The sequence below is a fragment of the Parasynechococcus marenigrum WH 8102 genome, assembly GCF_000195975.1.
GTDB lineage: Bacteria > Cyanobacteriota > Cyanobacteriia > PCC-6307 > Cyanobiaceae > Parasynechococcus > Parasynechococcus marisnigri.
Map to the genome: position 1 here is coordinate 985,623 of NC_005070.1, position 20,461 is coordinate 1,006,083.

The 20,461-nt window shown below is 62.7% G+C and carries 20 protein-coding genes; 10 read left to right on the forward strand and 10 right to left on the reverse strand.

What is annotated here, in order from left to right; translation table 11 throughout:
• Positions 1-7: 7 nt before the first annotated feature.
• From TX72_RS04925 to TX72_RS14685, 4 genes are all read right to left on the reverse strand, one after another.
• Entirely contained in the window at positions 8-739 is a 732-nt protein-coding gene (locus TX72_RS04925) for a glycosyltransferase family 32 protein (protein WP_011127853.1), read from the reverse strand.
• 16 nt (positions 740-755) lie between these two features.
• Complete coding sequence (locus tag TX72_RS04930; protein ID WP_011127854.1) at positions 756-2,474, reverse strand: tetratricopeptide repeat protein; 1,719 nt, start codon at positions 2,472-2,474, stop codon at positions 756-758.
• Between the two features lie 9 nt (positions 2,475-2,483).
• Positions 2,484-2,729 carry a hypothetical protein gene (locus TX72_RS13825; protein WP_148228774.1) on the reverse strand — a complete coding sequence of 82 codons (246 nt, stop codon included), beginning with the start codon at positions 2,727-2,729 and terminating at the stop codon, positions 2,484-2,486.
• Between the two features lie 94 nt (positions 2,730-2,823).
• Positions 2,824-3,315: a hypothetical protein gene (locus TX72_RS14685; protein ID WP_225867772.1), complete on the reverse strand. Its 492-nt coding sequence runs from the start codon at positions 3,313-3,315 to the stop codon at positions 2,824-2,826.
• Here TX72_RS14685 and TX72_RS04940 point away from each other — a divergent pair.
• From TX72_RS04940 to TX72_RS04955, 4 genes are all read left to right on the forward strand, one after another.
• Positions 3,214-3,882 carry a class I SAM-dependent methyltransferase gene (locus TX72_RS04940; RefSeq protein ID WP_225867756.1) on the forward strand — a complete coding sequence of 223 codons (669 nt, stop codon included), beginning with the start codon at positions 3,214-3,216 and terminating at the stop codon, positions 3,880-3,882. The genes TX72_RS14685 and TX72_RS04940 overlap by 102 nt on opposite strands.
• Position 3,883: 1 nt before the next feature.
• Positions 3,884-5,029 carry an NAD(P)/FAD-dependent oxidoreductase gene (locus tag TX72_RS04945; protein WP_011127857.1) on the forward strand — a complete coding sequence of 382 codons (1,146 nt, stop codon included), beginning with the start codon at positions 3,884-3,886 and terminating at the stop codon, positions 5,027-5,029.
• A 3-nt stretch (positions 5,030-5,032) separates the two neighbouring features.
• On the forward strand, positions 5,033-6,121 hold the full coding sequence (locus tag TX72_RS04950; RefSeq protein ID WP_011127858.1) for a type III polyketide synthase: 1,089 nt from the start codon (positions 5,033-5,035) through the stop codon (positions 6,119-6,121).
• A gap of 186 nt (positions 6,122-6,307) precedes the next feature.
• On the forward strand, positions 6,308-7,501 hold the full coding sequence (locus TX72_RS04955; protein ID WP_011127859.1) for a DUF4336 domain-containing protein: 1,194 nt from the start codon (positions 6,308-6,310) through the stop codon (positions 7,499-7,501).
• Here the strand turns inward: TX72_RS04955 and TX72_RS04960 are convergent.
• Together TX72_RS04960 and lepB are read right to left on the reverse strand one after the other, a co-directional pair.
• Positions 7,491-7,844: a DUF760 domain-containing protein gene (locus TX72_RS04960; RefSeq protein ID WP_011127860.1), complete on the reverse strand. Its 354-nt coding sequence runs from the start codon at positions 7,842-7,844 to the stop codon at positions 7,491-7,493. The two genes, TX72_RS04955 and TX72_RS04960, sit on opposite strands and share 11 nt — an antisense overlap.
• 48 nt (positions 7,845-7,892) lie before the next feature.
• A complete protein-coding gene (gene lepB, locus TX72_RS04965; RefSeq protein WP_011127861.1) occupies positions 7,893-8,486 on the reverse strand; it encodes a signal peptidase I in 594 nt (197 codons plus the stop codon).
• A 54-nt stretch (positions 8,487-8,540) separates the two neighbouring features.
• On the opposite strand from lepB, the gene menD reads away from it, so the two are divergent.
• Genes menD through TX72_RS04995 form a run of 6 tightly spaced genes read left to right on the forward strand, consistent with a single transcriptional unit; the run spans position 8,541 to position 15,241 of the window.
• Positions 8,541-10,223: a 2-succinyl-5-enolpyruvyl-6-hydroxy-3-cyclohexene-1-carboxylic-acid synthase gene (gene menD / locus TX72_RS04970; RefSeq protein WP_083810623.1), complete on the forward strand. Its 1,683-nt coding sequence runs from the start codon at positions 8,541-8,543 to the stop codon at positions 10,221-10,223.
• Positions 10,224-10,228: 5 nt separating this feature from the next.
• Positions 10,229-11,098 carry a 1,4-dihydroxy-2-naphthoyl-CoA synthase gene (gene menB, locus TX72_RS04975; RefSeq protein ID WP_011127863.1) on the forward strand — a complete coding sequence of 290 codons (870 nt, stop codon included), beginning with the start codon at positions 10,229-10,231 and terminating at the stop codon, positions 11,096-11,098.
• A 4-nt stretch (positions 11,099-11,102) separates the two neighbouring features.
• Complete coding sequence (locus TX72_RS04980) at positions 11,103-11,648, forward strand: L,D-transpeptidase (protein WP_011127864.1); 546 nt, start codon at positions 11,103-11,105, stop codon at positions 11,646-11,648.
• Between the two features lie 55 nt (positions 11,649-11,703).
• Entirely contained in the window at positions 11,704-13,245 is a 1,542-nt protein-coding gene (gene glgA / locus TX72_RS04985; RefSeq protein WP_011127865.1) for a glycogen synthase GlgA, read from the forward strand.
• Between the two features lie 2 nt (positions 13,246-13,247).
• Positions 13,248-13,895, forward strand: a complete 648-nt coding sequence (locus TX72_RS04990) for a hypothetical protein (RefSeq protein WP_011127866.1) — start codon at positions 13,248-13,250, stop codon at positions 13,893-13,895.
• Positions 13,892-15,241 carry a UDP-N-acetylmuramoyl-tripeptide--D-alanyl-D-alanine ligase gene (locus TX72_RS04995; RefSeq protein ID WP_011127867.1) on the forward strand — a complete coding sequence of 450 codons (1,350 nt, stop codon included), beginning with the start codon at positions 13,892-13,894 and terminating at the stop codon, positions 15,239-15,241. The genes TX72_RS04990 and TX72_RS04995 overlap by 4 nt, the downstream gene beginning before the upstream one ends.
• Here the strand turns inward: TX72_RS04995 and glmU are convergent.
• The 4 genes from glmU to TX72_RS05015 are packed head-to-tail and all read right to left on the reverse strand — an operon-like array spanning position 15,238 to position 20,437.
• On the reverse strand, positions 15,238-16,590 hold the full coding sequence (gene glmU / locus TX72_RS05000) for a bifunctional UDP-N-acetylglucosamine diphosphorylase/glucosamine-1-phosphate N-acetyltransferase GlmU (protein ID WP_011127868.1): 1,353 nt from the start codon (positions 16,588-16,590) through the stop codon (positions 15,238-15,240). The two genes, TX72_RS04995 and glmU, sit on opposite strands and share 4 nt — an antisense overlap.
• A 27-nt stretch (positions 16,591-16,617) precedes the next feature.
• Positions 16,618-17,544: an MnmC family methyltransferase gene (locus TX72_RS05005; protein WP_011127869.1), complete on the reverse strand. Its 927-nt coding sequence runs from the start codon at positions 17,542-17,544 to the stop codon at positions 16,618-16,620.
• Positions 17,525-18,850 (reverse strand): 3-phosphoshikimate 1-carboxyvinyltransferase, encoded by a 1,326-nt coding sequence (aroA, locus tag TX72_RS05010; RefSeq protein WP_011127870.1) that lies wholly within the window; start codon positions 18,848-18,850, stop codon positions 17,525-17,527. The genes TX72_RS05005 and aroA overlap by 20 nt, the downstream gene beginning before the upstream one ends.
• Before the next feature lie 24 nt (positions 18,851-18,874).
• Positions 18,875-20,437 carry a UbiD family decarboxylase gene (locus tag TX72_RS05015; protein WP_011127871.1) on the reverse strand — a complete coding sequence of 521 codons (1,563 nt, stop codon included), beginning with the start codon at positions 20,435-20,437 and terminating at the stop codon, positions 18,875-18,877.
• Positions 20,438-20,461 lie beyond the last annotated feature (24 nt).

The window sequence follows — 20,461 nt, forward strand, 5'->3', positions numbered from 1 at the left end:
GGTTGGCTCAATTTGCGTTGTAGATGGCTTTCTGTTCCCAGAGCGCGTTGTGGTCATTGGTGCCGATGGCTCCCATTTGCTCAAGGGTTTGGCGGAATCCTTGTCTGCTGGTTGGTTTGTAAAAACCTGCGATCTGGCCGTTTGGTAACACCATGGCGCGGTTCTTGATTTCGTGCTGCGGGCTGAGCTCGATGAAGTCTCCAAAGACGGTGGAGCTGGCAACTCCTTCTTCGCAGATGGCACGGCCCCAGACATTTGGGCCCGTTGGGAAAAATGGTGTGTAGCCGTAGTAGTTGCTTTCGCAGTTGTGCGTGATGATGTCGATCGCCCGTCGCAAGACAGGGTGGCCTGCTTGTGCATAAAACAAACCGTTAGCGACGGACCAAGAGGCATAGTGGGTCAGCCTTGGGTTTTCTCTGAACGCAGCAAGTTTGATTCGAGGCTCAAACTGAACACCTGGAAAAGGGCAGTAAAAGCCAATATCGAAATACCAACCTCCGACGGCATAAACAATGCAAAGTCTCGCTAAATCTGATTTGTAGGCATATGGAATCAGCTTGTTGTATGCAGCACTCACGCGGCTGTCAAAGTGTTCATTCATCAGGGCCTGGATGTCCCTGTCGCCATAAAGAACATGCGTTAAGTGAGCAAAAGCTCGCCTTACGCTGGCGATGTACCGCTGCAGCAGCGCAGGCGGCTCAGCGTTGTTGTCGGAGAGATAGATCTGCGTGACTTGCATGGCGTCGCGTTAGCACTCAGGAATGTCTGGCGAGATGGTGTTGCTGGCGTAGGGCCGGCAGGAAACTGGGATCGATTGCAAGGGCGCGCAGGCAGGCGGCCTGCGCCTCTGGCCACTGGCCCTGACGGCTGAGCAGGATCGACTGGTTGGTGTGGCCGTGCACGTGATCGGGATGGGCATGCAGCAGTCGCTCCAGGCAGAACGCGGCCTGCTCACTGTTTCCCTGGCGTTGCAGCAGCGTGGCCAGCTGCAGCAGGGCGCCGTTGTGGCTGGGGAGTTGATCGAGAATCGCGCGGTAGTGCCGCTCTGCAGCGGCTGAATTGCCCCGGCGTTCGAGCAGGCGCGCCGCAGCAAAGGTTCGTTGATGCGGCCGCTCCAGCCCGCGCCGGGGCCGCAGCGCCAGGGGATCGAGCTGATGAGCAGTGCGGAATGCCCGGCTGGCCTGTTCTGACTGGCCCTGTTTTTCGGCGCACACCCCCAGGAAGGTGTGGGCAGGGGCATGGTCAGGTTCATTCTGAATCGCCGCTTGGAGGTGTTCTGTTGCTGCCGACCAGTGGCCGCCCTGCAGCGCCTTGAGGCCTTTGGCGAAGCCCTGATCAGCATTGCTGCTCAGTTTCAGGCGGCAGTGGCGCTCGCCGATCCGTTTCCATCCGGGGATTTGCGTGAGCGTCCGCTCGCGCTGCTGCTCAAGCGGAGCTGGCAAGGGGCCCGGCACGGAATTGCTCTGTTGGAGCAGGCCTATATAAAACGTCTGGCGTTCAACCACGGCGGTTTGGATGTCGCGGTTGGTGCTCACGTAGGCATGGGCACGGCGGGCCTGTTCCAGCCGTTGCTCTGGGTTCTGCACCAGGCCTTCGAGCTGCTGGATCATCGCCTCTGGACTGTCAAACAGGCTCGCTAGATCAGTTGCAGCGAGGGCCTGGTAGGGGGTTTCGTTCTGGAGCACGGCCGCTGCACCGGCCGCCGCATACTCCAGGAATTTCACATCGGAGCGGCAACGGTTGTAGTCCGTGGGCAGCAGAGGAGCCAGGCCGATGTGCAGGCTGTTCAGCCAGCTGCGGTAGTGATCAAGGCTTCCTGGCTTGCGGATCAGCACGTGCTCCTCGGCCCTTCCCTCGAAGACAGCTGCCAGAGATGGATCAGCCATGATCTCGAGCTGAACATCGCTCTGCTGAGGCAACCACTGCAGCAGCGCTGGTGCGATGTGGCGCAGGTCCTCTAAGTGGCCGATCGATCCACCCCAGCCGATCCGCAGCGGCCGGCCATCAGCACGATGTTTCAGCTCATCGAAGCCGGGGATGGCATCAAGGTGATTCGGCAAGACAACGGCCGAGCGGGCCTGTTGCTGCAGCCGGTCAGCCAGTCCGCCGGAGCTGAACTGGCAGGCATCAGCGTTGTGGATCAGGCCGTGGAAGAGCTTCTGGCCACGGGGATCATGCCAGGAGCCGGCAGCAGGATTCCAAGCCTGCACATCGGGGAGATAGTCATTGACTTCCACCACGGTGGGCCGGCCCAGCAGGCGGCGTTGGCGGATCAGCCGGAAGGCCTCCAGATCCAGGGTCATCGTGAGCACGAGCAGGTCGGCGGCCAGGGCGGCGGCGTCGCGGTAACGGGCATCTGGATGCACCTCGAACACCTCCACTCCCGGCAGGGCGGCCAGGGCGGCAGCGGGCTGATGCATGCGGTAATGCTGATCACCGCTGCTACCGAAGCTGCCGATCAAAACAATGCGCATGGTGCTCAGCTAGGGGTGGCGTTGATCACGGTTTGCAGGGGTGCAGGCCAGCCGGGTTCGATTTGGCTTGAGCCGGTGGACCTGTCGTTGGGCGTGGTTAATGCCGGCGACAACAGCCTCGATGTCGCAACCCAGCTCAAGGATGGTGCGGGCTTGAGTCGGGATGCGCTCAAGGGGGGGCAGTGCGTGAAGGCACTTCTCGCGGCTCAAAGACACTCTGATGCCAATCAGCAGAAGCGCCTGCCCACGATCCATTCCTCATCAGAATCACTGCATCGATAGTGAGCGTTGTTGCTGGTAAGTATGAATCCTGGAGATCAATGCTGATGTTTCTTGGCGTTGCTACTAATTAATTGTATTCACTAATAGACAGCTTGAAATTCTTGTGCCTGATGTGTTTCTTTTGTTCTGTGTGCCTGTTTAATTCATGATGAAGCTCGACATGATGGCCTTCTATGAGTTTGCGGCTCTCTGAGCTAGCAAAGAAATTAATGGTTGCACAGTAAATTCTGCTTTTCTTGGGCGCAAGTTGATATTTGGGATTCAAATTAATTATGTCTTTCAGACTTCCAACTATCTGTGGATCTTTCAATAAATTGCAGGCTCGGCTTTGCGGGCAGCCAGTGGCTTCGGCAAAGCAGGCACTACCACCCTCGTTTCTTCTAGCTTTGTTGTAGGAAAGGTTCAACACATGTTTTCTGGCTGGACCTCGATGCAACGTGATCGGCAGCCCGAAGTCATGGATCAGCCGGGGCTCGATCCAGCCGAGCACGACCGAGCCCTTCAAGGTCTTCGTCGTATCAATGGAATCAGTCGCTGTGTGCCAGGGCTGTTTCGTCACGTAGAGGCGCTCGCAGGTGAGAGTCCAGCCACTCAGCTGAGCGTGCTTGAGCTGGCTTGCGGAGGTGGCGATACGGCGATTGAGCTCGCTGCGCTCGCCCGTGGACGCGATTTGGATGTATTGGTTCAAGCCTGCGATCTGAATCCTGAAGCGGTGCGTCTCGCCCGCCGCAATGTGGCCAGATCAGACAGCAACGTTGGTGTGTTTGTTGCTGATGCTTTGGACCCGTCCGAATCCAAACAATTTGACGTGGTGTACTGCACCCTTTTTGTTCACCATCTCGATCCACCCGATGTGGTGCGCCTACTCAAAGGGATGACAGCTAGGGCTCGTCGACTTGTGATTGTCGATGATCTAATCCGCAGCCGTCTTGGGTATTCCTTGGCTTGGATGGGTACACGACTGCTGAGTCGATCCTGGGTGGTTCATCACGATGGTCCACTGTCGGTGAAGGGAGCTTTTACTCCTTCAGAGATCCTGGACCTCGCCTCTCAAGCTGGATTGCACGATTGTGTCTTGGAACGGACCTGGCCCGAGCGCTACCGGCTCTGCTGGAGACCCCACTGACATGCAAAGCAATTGGGATGTCATCGTGATTGGGGCAGGAGTTGCCGGAGGCTTGGCAGCCTTCGATTGTGCAAATCGCGGCCTGCGAGTTCTGCTCGTCGAAAAACGGTCCTTCCCTCGCTGGAAGGTGTGTGGTTGCTGCTTTAACGCCAATGCCTTGGCAGCTCTGACTGCCACAGGCCTCCCGAACTTCTTTGATGATCAGGGTGCCGTGCCCCTCGATCAACTTCGTCTTGGTTGGGGTGGCAAGTCCCTCAAGCTTGAGTTGCCAGGCGGTTGGGCACTTTCGCGGGAGCGCTTCGATCAGGCTTTGGTCAACGCGGCTGAGGCTGCTGGTGCAACATTGCGCTTTCAAACCGGTGCCGTGCTTGAGGAGAGCACTCCCGATGGGCGAATGGTGCGATTACGACCGCCGGGTGATGCTCCCATTGAACGGATCAGGGCCCGTGTGGTTCTCGTTGCAGCCGGACTGCAGCACCAGGTGATGTCCCCCTCCCATGCGGCCAGCTCGAGGAGCACCCCGGAATCGAGGCTTGGGGCAGGCTGCCTCATCAATGATGACGACAGCTCCTACGAGTCAGGGGCGATTCATATGGCCATTGGCCAGCGTGGCTACGTCGGCTTGGTTCGACGTGAGGACGGTGCTCTCAACCTGGCGGCCGCTTTCGACCGCGCTGTGGTCAAGTCGTCTGGCGGTGTGGCGCGTGCGGCACAACTTGTTCTGACTCAAGCCGGCTTCACTTTGCCTCGAAGATTGGAGTCGTCTCGTTGGCAATTAACTCCTGCGCTCACCCGTCGTGCTGGTTTGTTCGCAGGGGATCGCTTTTTGTTGCTTGGCGACGCGACCGGTTATGTGGAACCGTTTACCGGTGAGGGTATGGCGTGGGCTCTCGCCGCTGGGGCGGCGGTTGCTCCATTTGTGGAGGAGGCTCAGGGTGAATGGTCAGCGGATCTCGAGCGACGCTGGCAAAGGAGGTTGGTGGATCTGACGATCAGCCGTCAACGGGTTTGCAGTGTGTTGTCGACGTTGTTACGACAACCGCTCACCACAAATGCGTTGTTCAACCTTGGGTGCCAATGGCCTGCGATCCCGCAGCGCATTATTCGCAGCCTCAATCGGGTGTCTCCTCTGATGGCGAGTTCCTAAACCATGCCTCTCATCCTTCATGGCATTGGTACTGCGGTGCCATCTCGGCGACTGAGCCAGGCAGATGCCGTGCAGGTGGCACATCGCATCAATGCCGAAACCCCTGAGCAGGTAAGGCTGATGACACGCATCTATCAGAAAACCAAGGTGCTCAGCCGTGGAAGTGTGCTGCTGGAGAAGGATGGAGACGATGGCACGATCCAGGAGCGTCTCAGTTTCTACGGCGAAGAAAGCCCTGGTACCGCCGAACGGATGCAGGCGTTTGAGGATCATGCCGGTGAGCTGGCTCTTGAGGCCGCTGCAAAGGCGCTAAGCGATAGCGATATCTCAGCCACGGCGATCACGCATCTCGTCACTGTCAGTTGCACCGGTTTTCAGTCACCAGGTGTTGACCTTTTCTTGATTGAAAAGCTTGATCTATCGCCGAGTGTTCAGCGAACCCATATCGGATTCATGGGATGCCACGCTGCGCTGAATGGCTTGCGTGTTGCCCACGCCTTTGCGGAGATGGATCCCAAGGCTGTTGTTCTGCTGTGCGCTGTAGAGCTTTGCAGCCTCCATATGGCTTATGGCTGGCACCCAGAGCAGGTTGTTGCCAACGCTTTGTTTGCCGATGGGGCGGCTGCCGTTGTCGCCTCCGTCAATCCTTCCCCTACACATCAGACCTTGGCGTTGCGACGCAGTGGCTCGATGGTGATTCCAAACAGCTCAGATCTGATGCACTGGGAGATTGGCGACCATGGTTTTGCGATGGGCTTGTCGCCCCTTGTTCCGGAAACGGTTGGCGCTGCCTTGTTGCCCTGGTTGCGAGATTGGCTCAAAGAGCAGGCCATTGATCTTGAGGCGGTGACGAGCTGGGCTGTTCATCCAGGGGGCCCCAAGATTCTCTCGACCTGTGCCGAGGTTTTGTCGCTGGACCCAGGCCTACTGCACGAGTCCAGAGGAATACTTCAGGATCACGGCAACATGTCATCCGCAACGATCCTGTTCATCCTTGAAAGGTTGAGGCGGCGGGAATGTTCCGGTCCTTGTCTTGCACTGGCCTTTGGCCCTGGGCTGAGTGCTGAGGTAGCACTTTTTGATTTTCAATAACAGTCAATCTTCGTTTTGCCTGTTTCACTGCCTGAGGAATTAATACCGCATCTGAACATCTCTGTCTGATCAGATGATGTTTCTCGGCGATGTCACGCCCGGGTAACCCTAAGGCTTCAGTGGCGTAAATCTTTTCAATGATTTTGTGCTGCCTTGCCCCTTTCCTTCAGCAGAATCACTGCATTGATGGGGAGCATGGTGGCCGGAGCTGGGGTGAATCCTGCAGATCAGCGCTGGGGTTTCTGGCCGCTGCTGCCGCTCTATCCCTATGGCCGCCGCCGCACGCTGTTCAGTGAGCTGATCCCTGGTCAGCTTTGGAGCCTGGAGCAGCTGCAGGGGGTGTACTACGTGGCCGTGCCGGTGCGGCTCACCGTGGCCAAGGTGCCCGGTGGCCTGATGTTGGTGAACCCTGTGCCGCCCACCGGTGAGGTTCGCCAAGCCATTGCCGGGCTGGAGCAGCAGCACGGCCCCGTGCGCACGATCGTGCTGCCCACCGCCTCGGGGCTGGAGCACAAGCTGCCCCTTGGCCCCCTGGCTCGCGCCTTCCCGGATGCAGAAATTTGGGTGTGCCCGGGCCAGTGGAGCTTCCCGGTGCAGTTGCCCCTGGCCTGGCTGGGCGTTCCGGAACACCGCACCAAGGTGTTGTTCGACGATGGCGTCCCCCATGGCGACGTGTGTGAGTGGATTTCACTTGGACCCCTCGACCTTGGTGTCGGTCGCTTCCAGGAGATCTCCTGTTTTCATCGTCCGTCAGGCGCTCTGCTGGTGACCGATGCCCTGGTGGGCATCAGTGCTGAGCCGCCTTCGCTGTTTGATCTGGACCCCACGCCGTTGTTGTTCCACGCCCGTGAGCGGGGTGATCAGCCTTTGAACGACACGCCCGACGCGCGTCGTCGCGGTTGGGCGCGGCTGGTGCTGTTTGCCTCCTATCTGCGGCCGGAACCGTTGGAGGTGCCAACCCTCAAGCAGGTGTTTCGCCATGCCTTTCGACCAGGTCTGCGATCGGCCAAAGCCCACTTCGGGCTCTATCCCTTCCAGTGGACGTCAGGTTGGGAGGCCGCCGCTGCTGCGTTGATGGGGGAAGCGGAGCCCAAAATTCAGGTGGCGCCGGTGTTGGAGCGGTTGGTGTTACCCCGGGCCAAGGAATCTCTGCTCGATTGGTTGGAGCAGCTGGGGCAATGGAGCGATCTGCGCTGGCTGGTGTCAGCCCACTACAGCGCTCCCATCGGTTTTACGGCAAACACGTTGCGTTCACTTGTTCAGGACCTAACCGAACGCCCATGGGCACCCAGCACCAGCAACTGGGAATTTCTGGGATCGATTGATCAACGCTTGCTGAATCTCGGCGTGGTGCCTGAGCAACCCCGTCTCAGAGGTTGAGTTCGTCGTCCGGCTCGATGGCCATCTGTTCATCAGCGAACAAGGTCTCTTCCAACTCCTTGCGCTGCTCCATCTGACGCAGGAAGTAGCCCGTCATCATGGCTGAGGCCAGCATGTTGGCCAGGTTGTCGCGGTTGGCGGTGACCTTCACTTCGAAGTGCTCACCTGGGAGCATGCCCAGCAAGCCTTGAACGTTATGGCGAATGATGTCCTGGATGTCGTTGCTGGCGGACTTCGCGACACGCTGCAAGGTGTCCGGAGTCTGCTCCTGCAGATACTGGATCAGGCTGTTCCCCGCTTGACCGTCGTTGCTGTCAGTGGTCAAGAACTCGGGGTTGAACATCCGTTGTGATCTACATCACGCACCTGAACATAACGCAAGCACCCGTGATTAACTGCCATCAGCAGGGGCGGGGATCCGTAAGGGACCGAACTGCTGCAACGGCCAATAGCGCCAGATCGCTGTTCCGATCACGTTGCGCTCAGGCAACGGTCCCCACAGATGGGAATCCAGGCTGGCGTTGCGGTTGTCACCCATCACCCACAGCTGATCCTCGGGTACCTGAATTGGTGCCATGGCGTAGTCCATGGCTTCGCTGATCCAGGGCTCTTTGATCTGCTCACCATTGCGGCGCAGAACGCCGTTCTCCACCATCAACTGATCACCGGGCAAGCCCACCACCCGTTTGATCAAGGCTGCGTTGGGGTCGTATCCAGCGGCCACCAGCTGCTGAGGCGGTGCAAACACCACCACATCCCCGCGCTGCAGGTGCCTGTGCAGGCGTCGGGTCAGCCGAGGTCGGATCTTCTCCACCAGGATCCGGTCCTGCAGCTGCAGGGTGGGCAGCATCGACCCTGATGGGATCCAGCGCGGTTCCACCACCACCCAGCGCAGTAACAGCGCCAGCAGTGCCCAAATGATCAGGTTCCGCCAGAACCCTTTGGAGCTCTCCTGGGCGGGGGGTGTGGTGGATGGGGGCGTCATTGACCCAAGATCGCACCAGCCAGAACCCCTGCACTGACCACTGCCCGCGCCAATCTGCAGGCGGCCCTGACGCTGCTGGACGGTCTATGTCAGCAGGGCATGACGCGGCTGGTGCTGTGTCCTGGCAGCCGCTCCGGTCCATTGGCTGCTGCTGCCGGGCTGTTGGCAGCCCGAGGTGATCTGGCGTTGACCACGGCCATCGATGAACGGTCGGCGGCCTTTCTCGCCCTGGGCATGGCCACCGCCGGTGGTCGTGCTGTGGCAGTAGTCACGACGTCTGGCACCGCTGTCGCCAACCTGCTGCCGGCAGCCGTAGAAGCCGACCGTTCCACCCAGCCGCTGCTGCTGCTCACCGCTGATCGCCCCGCCCGGTTGAAAAATTGTGGTGCCAATCAGACCGTGAATCAGGAGCAGTTTCTGCAGCCGGTCTGCCGTTGGCTGGGCCATGGCGCCCCGGAGGGACTGGCCAGCCAGCCGCCTCAAGCGCTTTTCGATCTTGCCCATGAGGCCTGGCGGCACTGCCACGGCCGCCCCCCTGGACCGGTGCAGCTCAACCTCCCGTTTGAGGAACCGTTGCATGGGGCCCCGGAGGATCAGCTGTCGCTGCAGGTGTCCGGTCTGCAGCGGTCGGCGCCAGCACCATCAAGTGATTCACCGCTGGGGGCAGCCCCTCAGCTCGATCCCAACCAGGCGGGCGTCGTGGTGGCCGGCCCTTGGCGTGGATTGGCTCCAGCCTTGCCGGCGTATCAGCAGGCACTGCTGCAGTGGTTGGCCCGTAGCGGTTGGCCTTTGTTAGCGGATCCACTGGCCGCCATCCCCGCCGACTGTCCTGGGCAGCTGGATGGCTGGGAGCTTCAGCTTGATCGCCTGCAGCTGGCGCCAGGAAGCCCCGTGCTGCGGCTCGGGCCACTGCCCGCCAGTCGGCGGCTGGAGGCATGGCTGCAGCGGCAGACGGGGCCGCAACTGCTGATCAGTGAGGGGGAACCCCGTGGTCTCGACCCGCTGGGGCTGGCTGATCAATGGAGTGGCGGGCTGGCGGCCTGGTGGGCGGAGCAGAACCAGGACTTCCCAGGGGCATCGACGCCGGAGCAGCTGATGCCTCAGTCCGGGATCGCATCGCTGCTGCGTCAGCGGCTGCCACTGCAGGGGGCCGTGAACGAACCGGCCCTGGCCCATTGGTTGCCGTTGCTGCTGCCGCCGCAGTTGCCGGTGATGCTGGCGGCCAGTTCCCCCGTCAGGGATTGGTTGATCTGGGGCGGACTCCAGGCCCAAAATCGCCGCTGCTTCAGCTTTCGCGGCGCATCCGGCATCGACGGAACGCTCTCGTTGGCCATGGGACTGGCCATGGAGCAGGGCCCAATGGTGCTGGTGACGGGCGATCTGGCCCTGCTGCACGACAGCAATGGCTGGCTGCACGGCGCCCAAGGCAATCCGCCGCTGCTGGTGCTGCTGATCGACAACCAGGGCGGCGGCATCTTCCAGCAGCTGCCGATTCAGTCGAAGCAGTTCGATCGCCTCTTCGCCATGCCCCAGCGGGTCAACCCACTGGCCCTGGCGGCAGCCCACGGCATCGACGGGCGCCAGGTGGCCTGCCTGGAGGATCTGCCCGAGGCCCTCGAGTGGGGGCTGGCTCAGGGACGGCCTGCTCTGCTGCGGCTGGCGACGGACCGTGAGGCCGATGCCCGCTTGCGAACCCAGCTGCGCTCCGCTGCGCAGAATGCAGAACCTCTGCTCTGAAGCTGATGGCCGAGTTGCGGCAGGTGCTCCCCGGTGACCCCGCAGCGGCGTGGACAGCCTGGGGGACTTACACCGACATCCTCGTGGACCGCTGCAGCGAGGGCATCGCCCGGGTGGCGATCAACCGCCCCGCCAAGCGCAATGCCTTCCGGCCTCAGACCGTGGTGGAGCTCTGTGATGCCTTCAGCCGCATCCGGGACGACCGCTCGATCGGTGTGGTGCTGTTCACCGGGGTGGGCCCTGCCGCCGATGGTGGCTTCGCCTTCTGTTCAGGCGGTGATCAGAGCGTGCGCGGTGACGGCGGATACGTGGGCGATGACGGCCTGCCGCGGCTCAATGTGCTCGATCTGCAACGGATCATCCGCAGTCTGCCCAAGGTGGTGATCGCCCTGGTGGCGGGCTACGCCATGGGCGGCGGCCAGGTGTTGCATCTGCTCTGCGACCTCAGCCTGGCGGCGGACAACGCTGTCTTCGGGCAGACCGGCCCGAAGGTGGGCAGCTTCGATGGTGGTTTCGGAGCCGGCTACCTGGCCCGGGTGGTGGGGCAGCGCAAGGCGCGCGAGATCTGGTTCCTCTGCCGCCGATACGGCGCCGACGAGGCCTTGCGGATGGGGTTGGTCAATGCTGTGGTTCCACTCGATCAACTGGAGGCGGAAGGGGTGCGCTGGGCCCGGGAGGTGTTGCAGCACAGCCCCACCGCGATCCGTTGCCTGAAGGCGGCGTTCAATGCGGAAACCGATGGCTTGGCCGGCATCCAGGAGCTGGCCGGCAATGCCACCCATCTCTTTTACCGAACCGACGAAGCGCTGGAGGGCCGCAATGCCTTCCTGGAGAAACGGCCCCCTGACTTCTCTGAAACCGGCTGGTTACCTTGAGCCCATGCTTCCGGTCACCCTTCCAGAATCACTGCCCCTGCTGCAGGCGGCCTCGATGGATTCGGTGATGGAAGCCCTGGCGTCGCTGCCGGAAGAACTGCGTGAGCAGAAGGATCGGCAAATCGTTCTCTTGCGGGGTCGCCGGCGTCTGCTGCTGCTCGAGAACGGCAACCTGCGCCTCGCCTTCCCCGTAGCCACTGGTATGCCCGGTTGGGAGACTCCCACCGGCAGCTTCGCGGTGTTTCAGAAGATCGATCAACCCGTCTGGGTGCACCCCGTCACCGGTGAGCGGGTGGAGGAGCAGGGACCAGACAACCCCCTGGGCAGCCATTGGATCGCCTTCCAACGCGATTGCCTCGGCCGCGATGCCCATGACGGCGATCGCTGGATCACGATCAAGGGCTGCACCACCACTGGCTTTCACGGCACCCCCCATCGCTGGACCGTGGGCCGGGCCATCTCCCATGGCTGTGTGCGCCTCTACAACGAGGATGTGCGCAGGCTTTACGGGCAGGTGATGCTCGGTACTCAGGTGACCGTGCTGCCTTGAGCCGGCAGATCGACGAATTCCCCTTAAAGTCGCCGCGCCAACGCCGATTTCATCCATGCGCATCCTCTTCGCTGCCGCGGAATGCGCCCCGATGATCAAGGTCGGTGGCATGGGGGATGTGGTGGGATCGCTGCCTCCGGCTCTGGCCAAGCTTGGCCACGACGTGCGGCTGATCATGCCGGGCTACTCCAAGCTCTGGACCAAGCTGACGATCTCGGACGAACCCATCTGGCGCGCCCAGACGATGGGTACGGAATTCGCGGTTTACGAGACGAAGCATCCAGGCAATGGGATGACCATCTACCTGGTGGGACATCCGGTGTTCGATCCCGAGCGGATCTATGGCGGTGAAGATGAGGACTGGCGCTTCACCTTCTTTGCCAGTGCCGCCGCTGAATTCGCCTGGAATGTCTGGAAGCCGAATGTTCTTCACTGCCACGACTGGCACACCGGCATGATTCCGGTCTGGATGCACCAGGACCCGGAGATCAGCACGGTCTTCACCATCCACAACCTCAAGTACCAGGGCCCCTGGCGTTGGAAGCTGGATCGCATCACCTGGTGCCCCTGGTACATGCAGGGAGATCACACCATGGCGGCGGCACTTCTGTACGCCGACCGGGTCAACGCCGTCTCCCCCACCTACGCCGAGGAAATCCGTACGGCGGAGTACGGCGAAAAGCTGGATGGTTTGCTCAATTTCGTCTCCGGCAAGCTGCGCGGCATCCTCAATGGCATTGACCTCGAGGCCTGGAACCCCCAGACCGATGGGGCTCTGCCGGCCACCTTCAGCGCCGACGACCTCTCCGGTAAAGCGGTCTGCAAGCGGGTGTTGCAGGAGCGCATGGGTCTTGAGGTGCGTGACGACGCCTTTGTCCTCGGCATGGTCAGCCGACTCGTCGATCAGAAGGGCGTCGATCTGCTTCTGCAGGTGGCGGACCGTTTGCTCGCCTACACCGACACGCAGATCGTGGTGCTCGGCACCGGTGACCGTGGCCTGGAATCCGGCCTGTGGCAGCTGGCCTCCCGCCATGCCGGCCGTTGCGCCGTCTTCCTCACCTACGACGACGACCTCTCCCGACTGATCTATGCCGGCAGTGACGCCTTCCTGATGCCCAGTCGCTTCGAGCCCTGCGGCATCAGCCAGCTGTACGCCATGCGTTACGGCTCCGTTCCTGTGGTGCGCAAGGTGGGCGGCCTGGTGGACACCGTTCCTCCCCACAGTCCAGCTGATGCCAGCGGGACCGGCTTCTGCTTCGATCGTTTTGAGCCGGTCGACTTCTACACCGCATTGGTGCGTGCCTGGGAGGCCTACCGCCATCGCGACAGCTGGCAGGAGTTGCAGAAGCGCGGCATGCAGCAGGACTACAGCTGGGACCGTTCGGCCATCGATTACGACGTCATGTACCGCGATGTCTGCGGTCTGAAGGAACCCACCCCTGATGCCGCGATGGTGGAACAGTTCTCCCAGGGACAGGCTGCGGATCCCTCCCGCCCAGAGGATGATGCGATCAATGCTGCTCCCGAGGCGGTCACCGCGCCGTCCGGCCCCAGCCGCAACCCCCTTAATCGTCTCTTCGGCCGCAGGGCCGACTGATCTTGCCCAACCTCCCGGCGCCTTACGTCAGCCCCTGGAAAGAGTTCGCCCGCAACCTGCGGGCTCTCTGGGCTGATCTGGGCCTGCGAGGCCGGGAGCTCTGGCGTCGCAACCGGGAGGGGGATCTTTCCATACCGGGGTTCTGGCCCAACAACCTGCTGCCCTGGTTCTGGCCTGCGGTTCTGGCCCTGGTGCTGGCCGCCCTTGTGTCAGCTGGGGTTCTGCTGATGCCGCCGCCGATAGAACCGGTCCATCCCTCGCCACCGCCCCCGGTTGCCATCCGCGAACTTCCGGCCCCCGACCCAATCCCTGAGGAGGAGCCGGTGGCGATCATCCCTGAGCCAGAGCCGCCACCACCGCTGCGCATCGATCCGCTGCTGGAGCTGTTTCTGGATGGTTCAGCGCCAGAAGATCTTCTGCTGGCGGCCCAGCCCGATGGCGTGAACAACCGCCTTGAGCTGCGCCTTGCTGAGAGCTGGTGGGATCTGCCGGAAGCCCGCCGCCATGAACTTGCTCATGCCTGGCAGGCCCGTTGCGCGGATCTGGGCTACGGCGAGCTGCGGTTGCTGGCGCGCGACGATCAGTTGATCGGGCGGTCAGCCCGGGTCGGCAGCGGCATGATCCTGTTCAACAATGTGGCTCCTGCATGACCCTGCGGATCCAGCAGCTCATTGATCTCTGGGGGGAACCGCAGGGGGCTGTAGTGAACCCGGATCAACCCGTTGGGACGATCTGCACCGACAGCCGCCAACTGAAGGCCGGCAATTTCTTTGTTCCCCTGGTGGGGGAACGCTTCGATGGTCACCGCTTTCTCGAGCAGCTGCCGGCGTTGGGGGGGCAGGGGGCTGTGGTGTCGCTGGACTGGACAGCGCCGCTTCCTTCCGGATTGCTGCACTGGCGGGTGGATGACACCCTGGCGGCCTACCAACAGCTGGCGTTGTTGCACCGCCGTCAGCTCGGCCTGCCCCTGGTGGCCGTGACCGGTTCCGCCGGCAAGACCACGACCCGGGAGTTGATTCGGGCTGTGCTGGCGCCGCTGGGGGCAATTCAAGCCAGTGACGGCAACAACAACAACGACATCGGCGTGCCCCTCACCGTGTTGGGAGCGGGCTCGGACCATGCCGCTCTGGTGATTGAGATGGGCATGCGCGGACCGGGGGAGATCGCCCGCTTGTCCCGCTGCACCGAACCGGATGTGGCAGTGATCACCAACATCGGCACAGCCCACATCGGGCGGTTGGGCAGTCGCGAGGCCATCGCCACCGCCAAGTGCGAGATCACGGCTGCCCTTCATCCGCAGGGGGTGGTGGTCATCCCCGCCGGCGACCCGTTGCTGGAGCAGGCTCTCGCTGCTGTCTGGCAGGGGCGGGTGCTGCGGGTGCGCTTGGAGGATGACCCGGACATCACTGCTGACCTGATCGGCGCCGCTCGGAACGATCGTCTCCTGCTGGATGAGGCTTCGATCCCTCTTCCGCTGGATGGTCGTCATAACGCCCGCAACCTGCTGCTGGCTCTGGCGGTGGGCTCCCATCTGGGGGTTGATCCAGCCAGCGCTGCGCAGTTGCAGGTCAACATCCCCGGCGGCCGCAATCGACGTTTGCAGCAGGGGGGACTCACGCTGCTGGATGAGACCTACAACGCCTCGCCCGAGGCGGTGCTGGCGGCTCTCGACCTTCTCGCCGATCAGCCGGGCCGGCGTTTCGCGGTGCTGGGCACCATGTTGGAGCTGGGGGATCGCAGCATTGAGCTCCATCAGCAGGTGGCCGCCAGGGCCGCTGCACTGAAGCTGGATGGGGTGGTGCTGGTGGATGGCGGCGACGAAGGCCAGGCCATGGCCAACGTTGTTTCCTGCCTGGATCGTCTGGCTCTGGTCGCAACGCCTGAGGCAGCAGCTGTCCCCCTGGGCCAGTGGCTCCAGGCCGGTGATGTGGTGCTGCTCAAGGCCAGCCGCGGTGTTGCCCTGGAACGGTTGATCCCCCTGCTGCCGTCGGTTTAGGCCGGACGGTCTGCCCAGCCCTCCTTGCTCAACTGCTTTGCGCGGCCGATGGCCAGGGCGCCATCAGGCACATCCTTGGTGATCGTTGATCCGGCTCCAACCGTCACCTTGGCCCCCAGGGTCACAGGTGCCACCAGCACCGAATTGGCGCCGGTCTTGCTGCCGTCGCCGATCACCGTGCGGTGCTTGCGTACACCGTCGTAATTGGCAGTGATCGTGCCGGCTCCCACGTTGACGTTCTCACCGAGGCTGGCGTCGCCGATGTAACTGAGGTGGTTGATCTTGCTGCCGGCACCCACCTGGCTTTTCTTCACCTCCACAAAGTTGCCGATCCGGCAACCATCGGCGATGTCGGCCGCCGGACGCAGATGAGCAAAAGGTCCAATGGCAACGCCATTGCCCACCGTAGCCTCCCGTACAACGGAATGCAGTACGGAAACGTCGCTGCCCAGCTCGGCATTTTCAAGCAGGCTGCCAGGCCCCAGGCGGCAGTTGTCGCCGATGCGGCAGCTACCGCGCAAATGGGTCTGCGGTTCGATCACCACATCGCGACCGAAGCAGCAGTTTTCACTGAGGGTGCAGCTGCCGGGGTCGACGAAGGTGACGCCCTCCGCCATCCAGTGGTCGCGCAGGCGCTGCTGCAGAACGGCTTCACATTGGGCGAGTTGCTTGCGGTTGTTGATGCCGTTCACCTCATCGGGATCGGCGACTTCAACGTGCATGGCCTTTGGCAGCATCGCCACCGTGTCCGTCAGGTAAAGCTCCCCCTGGTCGTTGTCGGTGCTCAGCTTTGGCAGGACCTCCGCCAGCGCCTGCCAGTTGAAGCAATAGATGCCGGCGTTGGTGAGGTTGTTGCTGAGCTGCTCCTCGGAGCAGTCACGATGCTCAACGATGGCGCTCACCTTTCCATCGGCATCGACAAACACCCGGCCGTAGCCGGTCGGGTCCTCCAGGCGTGCCGTCAGCAGCGTGACATCGGCTCCGCTCTCGCGGTGGCCATTCACCAGGGATTCAATGGTCTCCGCCCGCAGCAGGGGCACGTCTCCGTTGAGCACCAGCAATTCACCCTCAAATCCCTGCAGCACCGGCAGCAGCTGTTGCACGGCATGGCCGGTGCCGTTCTGGGGTTGCTGCAGCACGAATTCGAGTAAGCCGATGGCTGCCAGCTGCTCCTCCACCCGGTCGGCCTGATGCCCCACGATCAGCATGCGACGGTCCGGCTGAAGGTTGGCGGCACTGGCGAGCACCCGTTCCACGAGGGTGGCACCGGCCAGGGGCTGCAGCACCTTGGGCAGAGCGCTCTTCATCCGGGTGCCTTTTCCAGCGGCCAGAACGGCGACGGCAAGCATCTCGGCCATGAACAAACCGGCCGGAATCTACCGGGATTGGAGGGCAGCGTCCCCTCGCCAGCGTCGCTGCCAGGCATTGGTGGGTTCTAGGCCACAGGCCTGTTGTTCAAGAACCCGTTTCTCGAGGATCTCGCTGGAGCTGGCCTCACCATCGGGATCCCGGAAGGGAACGGCGGCGCGGGTGAACAGATGCTCTTTCTCCATCGGGCTGAAGGGACGCCAGCCAGGACCTTCCGCAGTGCACGAACCGCCCGGTTGCACCGCCATCGTTCCGCTGCTCCAGCCGACCCGTTCCCCAGGAGCCGGCAGCAGTGAGTACAGCTGCAACCCGGCCCGTTGAAGACTGGCCCGCACCGCCGCCGATCGGCTGTAGGTGAGCAGCCGTCCCCCCGGTGCCAAACGTGCGGAGAGTCCAGCGAGGAATTCCTCGGTCCACAGCTCCGGGCAGCGTTGGGGGGAAAACGCGTCCTGCAGGATCAGGTCGAACCTCTGCTGGTCCGGAATCCGCGCGAGCGCGGTTCTCGCATCTCCCCAGAGCTGATGCCCAATGTTCGGTGGATCGCTCCAGCCGTCATTGGCCTGGATCCCCTCCAGTCGCTCCAGAACATCCGCTCTCCACAGCCCCCGAAATGTCGGTTGCTCGAGGGCCAGATCCAGCGGTCGCCTGTCCAGTTCCAGGCCCCACCACTGCACGGCAGGGGTTGGCTCGGGCAGGTTTTCCAGGATCACCGCAGTGTTGTAGCCAAGGCCAACGCAGACATCGAGGATCCTGAGACGATCGGCAGCACAGAAGCGGTTCAGCTCAGCCGGGCGCGAGAACTTCGCCCGTGCTTCGTTCAGCGCGCCAGCTGAATTGTGGAACGGCTCTCCGAACCGCTCGCTTTCCAGGCTGAAACTGCCATCGGCCGTGGGGTAGGCCCGCAGGCCATCGGCATCAGCAGCGGAGCCGGTCAAGGTCGTCCCAGAAACTGGGGTAGCTCACGGCTGCAGCATCGCTGCGCTGCAGGGTCGAATCCCCAGACGCCAGCAATGAGGCCACCGCCAGGCTCATCGCCACCCGGTGGTCGGTTTCGCTGTCCAGAGCAGCGCCCTTCAACGGGCGTCCGCCGTGGATGGTCATGCCGTCCTCATGCTCCTCGATCTCAGCACCCATGGCCTTGAGCTGGCGTGCCATCACCGCCAGGCGATCGGTTTCCTTCACCCGCAGCTCCGAGGCGCCGCTGATCCTGCTTTCGCCGTCGCAGAAGCAGGCGGCGACGCTGAGGATCGGAACCTCATCCACGAGGCGGGGCATGATTTCTTCTCCGATAGAAAACGGTTGCAACGGCCCATGGGTGATCCTCAGGTCGCCCACCGGTTCACCGGCCACATCGCGACGGTTCAGCACCTCGATCTGTGCATTCATCTGCTCGAGCACCTCGAGAATGCCTGTTCGGGTGGGATTGAGGCCGACGTTCTCAATGGTGAGGTCCGCGCCAGGCACCAGGGCACCGGCCACCAGCCAGAAGGCTGCTGAGCTGATGTCCCCCGGGACGACCACCTGTTGGCCCTTCAGGGTGTTGCCGGGGCGAACGGTGATGTGACGCCCCATCTCGCCACCCACCTGGAGATCAGCACCAAAGGCCCGCAGCATCCGCTCGCTGTGGTCGCGGGACTGGGCCGGTTCGATCACGGTGGTGGTTCCGTCGGCCGTCAGGGCCGCCAGCAGCAGGGCCGACTTCACCTGAGCGCTGGCTACAGGCGTTCCGATCACCGTGCCACGCAGGCTCTGCCCCTGCACCGCCAATGGAGCGAGGTTGCCTCCGTCACGGCCCCGCACATCCGCCCCCATCGAGGCCAGGGGCTGACCCACCCGCCGCATCGGCCGGCGACGCAGGGAGGCATCACCATCCAGCACGAAGTGACGGCCGGCCCGTCCAGCCAGCAACCCCAGCATCAGGCGCATGGTGGTGCCGGAGTTGCCGCAATCGAGAATTTCAGCGGGTTCCTGAAGTCCGTCCAGGCCCACCCCCTCAACGGTGACGAGGCCGGCGGCCTCGATCGGGCTGATCAGCACACCCATTGCCCGCAGGCAAGCGGCGGTGCTGATGGGGTCTTCCGCCGGCAGCAGACCGTCGATGGTGGTGGTGCCCTCCGCGATGGCACCGAACAGCAGGGATCGGTGGGAGATCGACTTGTCTCCCGGCACCTTCACATGACCGGACAAGGACCCGCCGGCCTTGAGTTCACGGGCAGGGTGAGAAGGGCCGTTGGCGCTCAAGAGTGATCCGTCGTTGGGCCGATCCTATGGGCTGGTCTTCAGGCCCTGGATCAAGCGATCGAGGGCGTAGCCGAACAGGCTCGGATCCGGTTCGTCCTGGCCGAGTCCATCCAGTCCGAGTTCGGACCAGCGCGCGGACACCCGCTCCTCCAGGTCGGCCGGACGGCTGAGCGGTTCCCCCCAATCGTGGTTTTTCTCCGGACCCACCTTCGTGGTGGCGTCGATGGCCAGGCGGCCGCCCAGCCCCAGTTGCTCGCTGGCGAAATCGAGGCTGTCGAAGGGGGTGTCCGCCAAGGTGAACAAATCCCGCTGAGGATCTACCTGTGCTGCGATCGCCCACACCACCTGGCGCGGGTCCCGCACGTTGATGTGCTTGTCCACCACCACCACGAACTTGGTGTAAGTGAACTGGGGCAGGGCACTCCAGAACGCCATCGCTGCGCGTTTGGCCTGGCCGGGATAGGCCTTGTCGATCGAGATCACCGCCAGCTTGTAGCTGAGGGCTTCCATCGGCAGGAAGAAGTCCGTGATTTCCGGAATCTGCTGACGCAGGATCGGGGTGTAGATGCGGTTCAGGGCGATGGCCAACATCGCCTCTTCCTTGGGAGGACGCCCACTGAAGGTGGTGAGGAACACCGGATCCCGTCGCTGCGTCATGCAGTGGAAGCGCACCAGCGGTGAGTCCTCCACTCCGCCGTAGAAGCCCATGTGGTCGCCGAAGGGACCGTCGGGCAGCACCTCGCCGGGGGTGATGGTCCCCTCCAGGACCACTTCACTGTGGCTAGGCACTTGCAGATCCAGGGTCTTGCAGGGGGTGAGACGCACCCCCTCGCCGGCGTAGATCCCAGCAAACAACCATTCACTCAGCTGCACGGGAATCGGGGTGGCGGCGGCCATCACCAGCAGCGGGTGCACGCCGATGGCAACAGCCACCTCAAGCTTCTTGCCCATCGCTGCAGCCTTGCGCAGATGGCGGGCACCGCCTCGCACGCTGAGCCAATGCACGGTCATGGTGTTCACCGACTGCCTCTGCAGCCGGTAGACCCCCACATTCGGCACGCCGGTTTCCGGGTCTTTGGTGATCACAAGCCCCAGGGTGATCACCCCACCCGCGTCCCCTGGCCAGGGGCGGATCAAGGGGATGTTGTAGAGGTTGACCGCGTCGCCTTTGAAGATCTGCTGCCGGCAGGGGGGTGTCAGATCACGGTCGGGTTTGGCCTTCACCAGATCCCAGAACACTCGTGCGAACTGCTTGGTTTCGCTGAGTCCCTTCGGGGGGCGTGGTTGCTGCAGTAGGGCCAGCCTCGAGCCAAGGTCCTCCAGCTGCTCGGCCCGTTCGAGACCCATGCTCCAGACCACCCGTTCCACGGTGCCGAGGGTGTTTACCGCCACCGGCATCGACGACCCGATCACGTTCTCGAACAACAGGGCGGGCCCCCCCTGGGAGAGCACACGGTCTGCAATGGCCGCCAGTTCAAGATCGGGGTCCACCGCTGCTGTGATCCGCTTGAGCTGTCCTCGCTGATCTAGCAGCTGCAGAAATCCGCGCAGGTCGCGGGTGGCCGGGCCAGATCGGAACAGTGCCATTGAGGCGACGAGGAGATCACGGGC

Bases quoted from the DNA above. Each gene is read 5' to 3' on its own strand.
- TX72_RS04950 (WP_011127858.1), top strand. From the start codon at position 5,033: ATGCCTCTCATCCTTCATGGCATTGGTACTGCGGTGCCATCTCGGCGA.
- TX72_RS04995 (WP_011127867.1), top strand. From the start codon at position 13,892: ATGACCCTGCGGATCCAGCAGCTCATTGATCTCTGGGGGGAACCGCAG.
- TX72_RS04955 (WP_011127859.1), top strand. From the start codon at position 6,308: ATGGGGAGCATGGTGGCCGGAGCTGGGGTGAATCCTGCAGATCAGCGC.
- TX72_RS13825 (WP_148228774.1), bottom strand. From the start codon at position 2,729: ATGGATCGTGGGCAGGCGCTTCTGCTGATTGGCATCAGAGTGTCTTTG.
- lepB (WP_011127861.1), bottom strand. From the start codon at position 8,486: ATGACGCCCCCATCCACCACACCCCCCGCCCAGGAGAGCTCCAAAGGG.
- TX72_RS04980 (WP_011127864.1), top strand. From the start codon at position 11,103: ATGCTTCCGGTCACCCTTCCAGAATCACTGCCCCTGCTGCAGGCGGCC.
- TX72_RS04945 (WP_011127857.1), top strand. From the start codon at position 3,884: ATGCAAAGCAATTGGGATGTCATCGTGATTGGGGCAGGAGTTGCCGGA.
- TX72_RS04940 (WP_225867756.1), top strand. From the start codon at position 3,214: ATGGATCAGCCGGGGCTCGATCCAGCCGAGCACGACCGAGCCCTTCAA.
- TX72_RS04960 (WP_011127860.1), bottom strand. From the start codon at position 7,844: ATGTTCAACCCCGAGTTCTTGACCACTGACAGCAACGACGGTCAAGCG.
- glgA (WP_011127865.1), top strand. From the start codon at position 11,704: ATGCGCATCCTCTTCGCTGCCGCGGAATGCGCCCCGATGATCAAGGTC.
- menB (WP_011127863.1), top strand. From the start codon at position 10,229: ATGGCCGAGTTGCGGCAGGTGCTCCCCGGTGACCCCGCAGCGGCGTGG.
- glmU (WP_011127868.1), bottom strand. From the start codon at position 16,590: ATGCTTGCCGTCGCCGTTCTGGCCGCTGGAAAAGGCACCCGGATGAAG.
- TX72_RS04925 (WP_011127853.1), bottom strand. From the start codon at position 739: ATGCAAGTCACGCAGATCTATCTCTCCGACAACAACGCTGAGCCGCCT.
- TX72_RS04930 (WP_011127854.1), bottom strand. From the start codon at position 2,474: ATGCGCATTGTTTTGATCGGCAGCTTCGGTAGCAGCGGTGATCAGCAT.
- TX72_RS05015 (WP_011127871.1), bottom strand. From the start codon at position 20,437: ATGGCACTGTTCCGATCTGGCCCGGCCACCCGCGACCTGCGCGGATTT.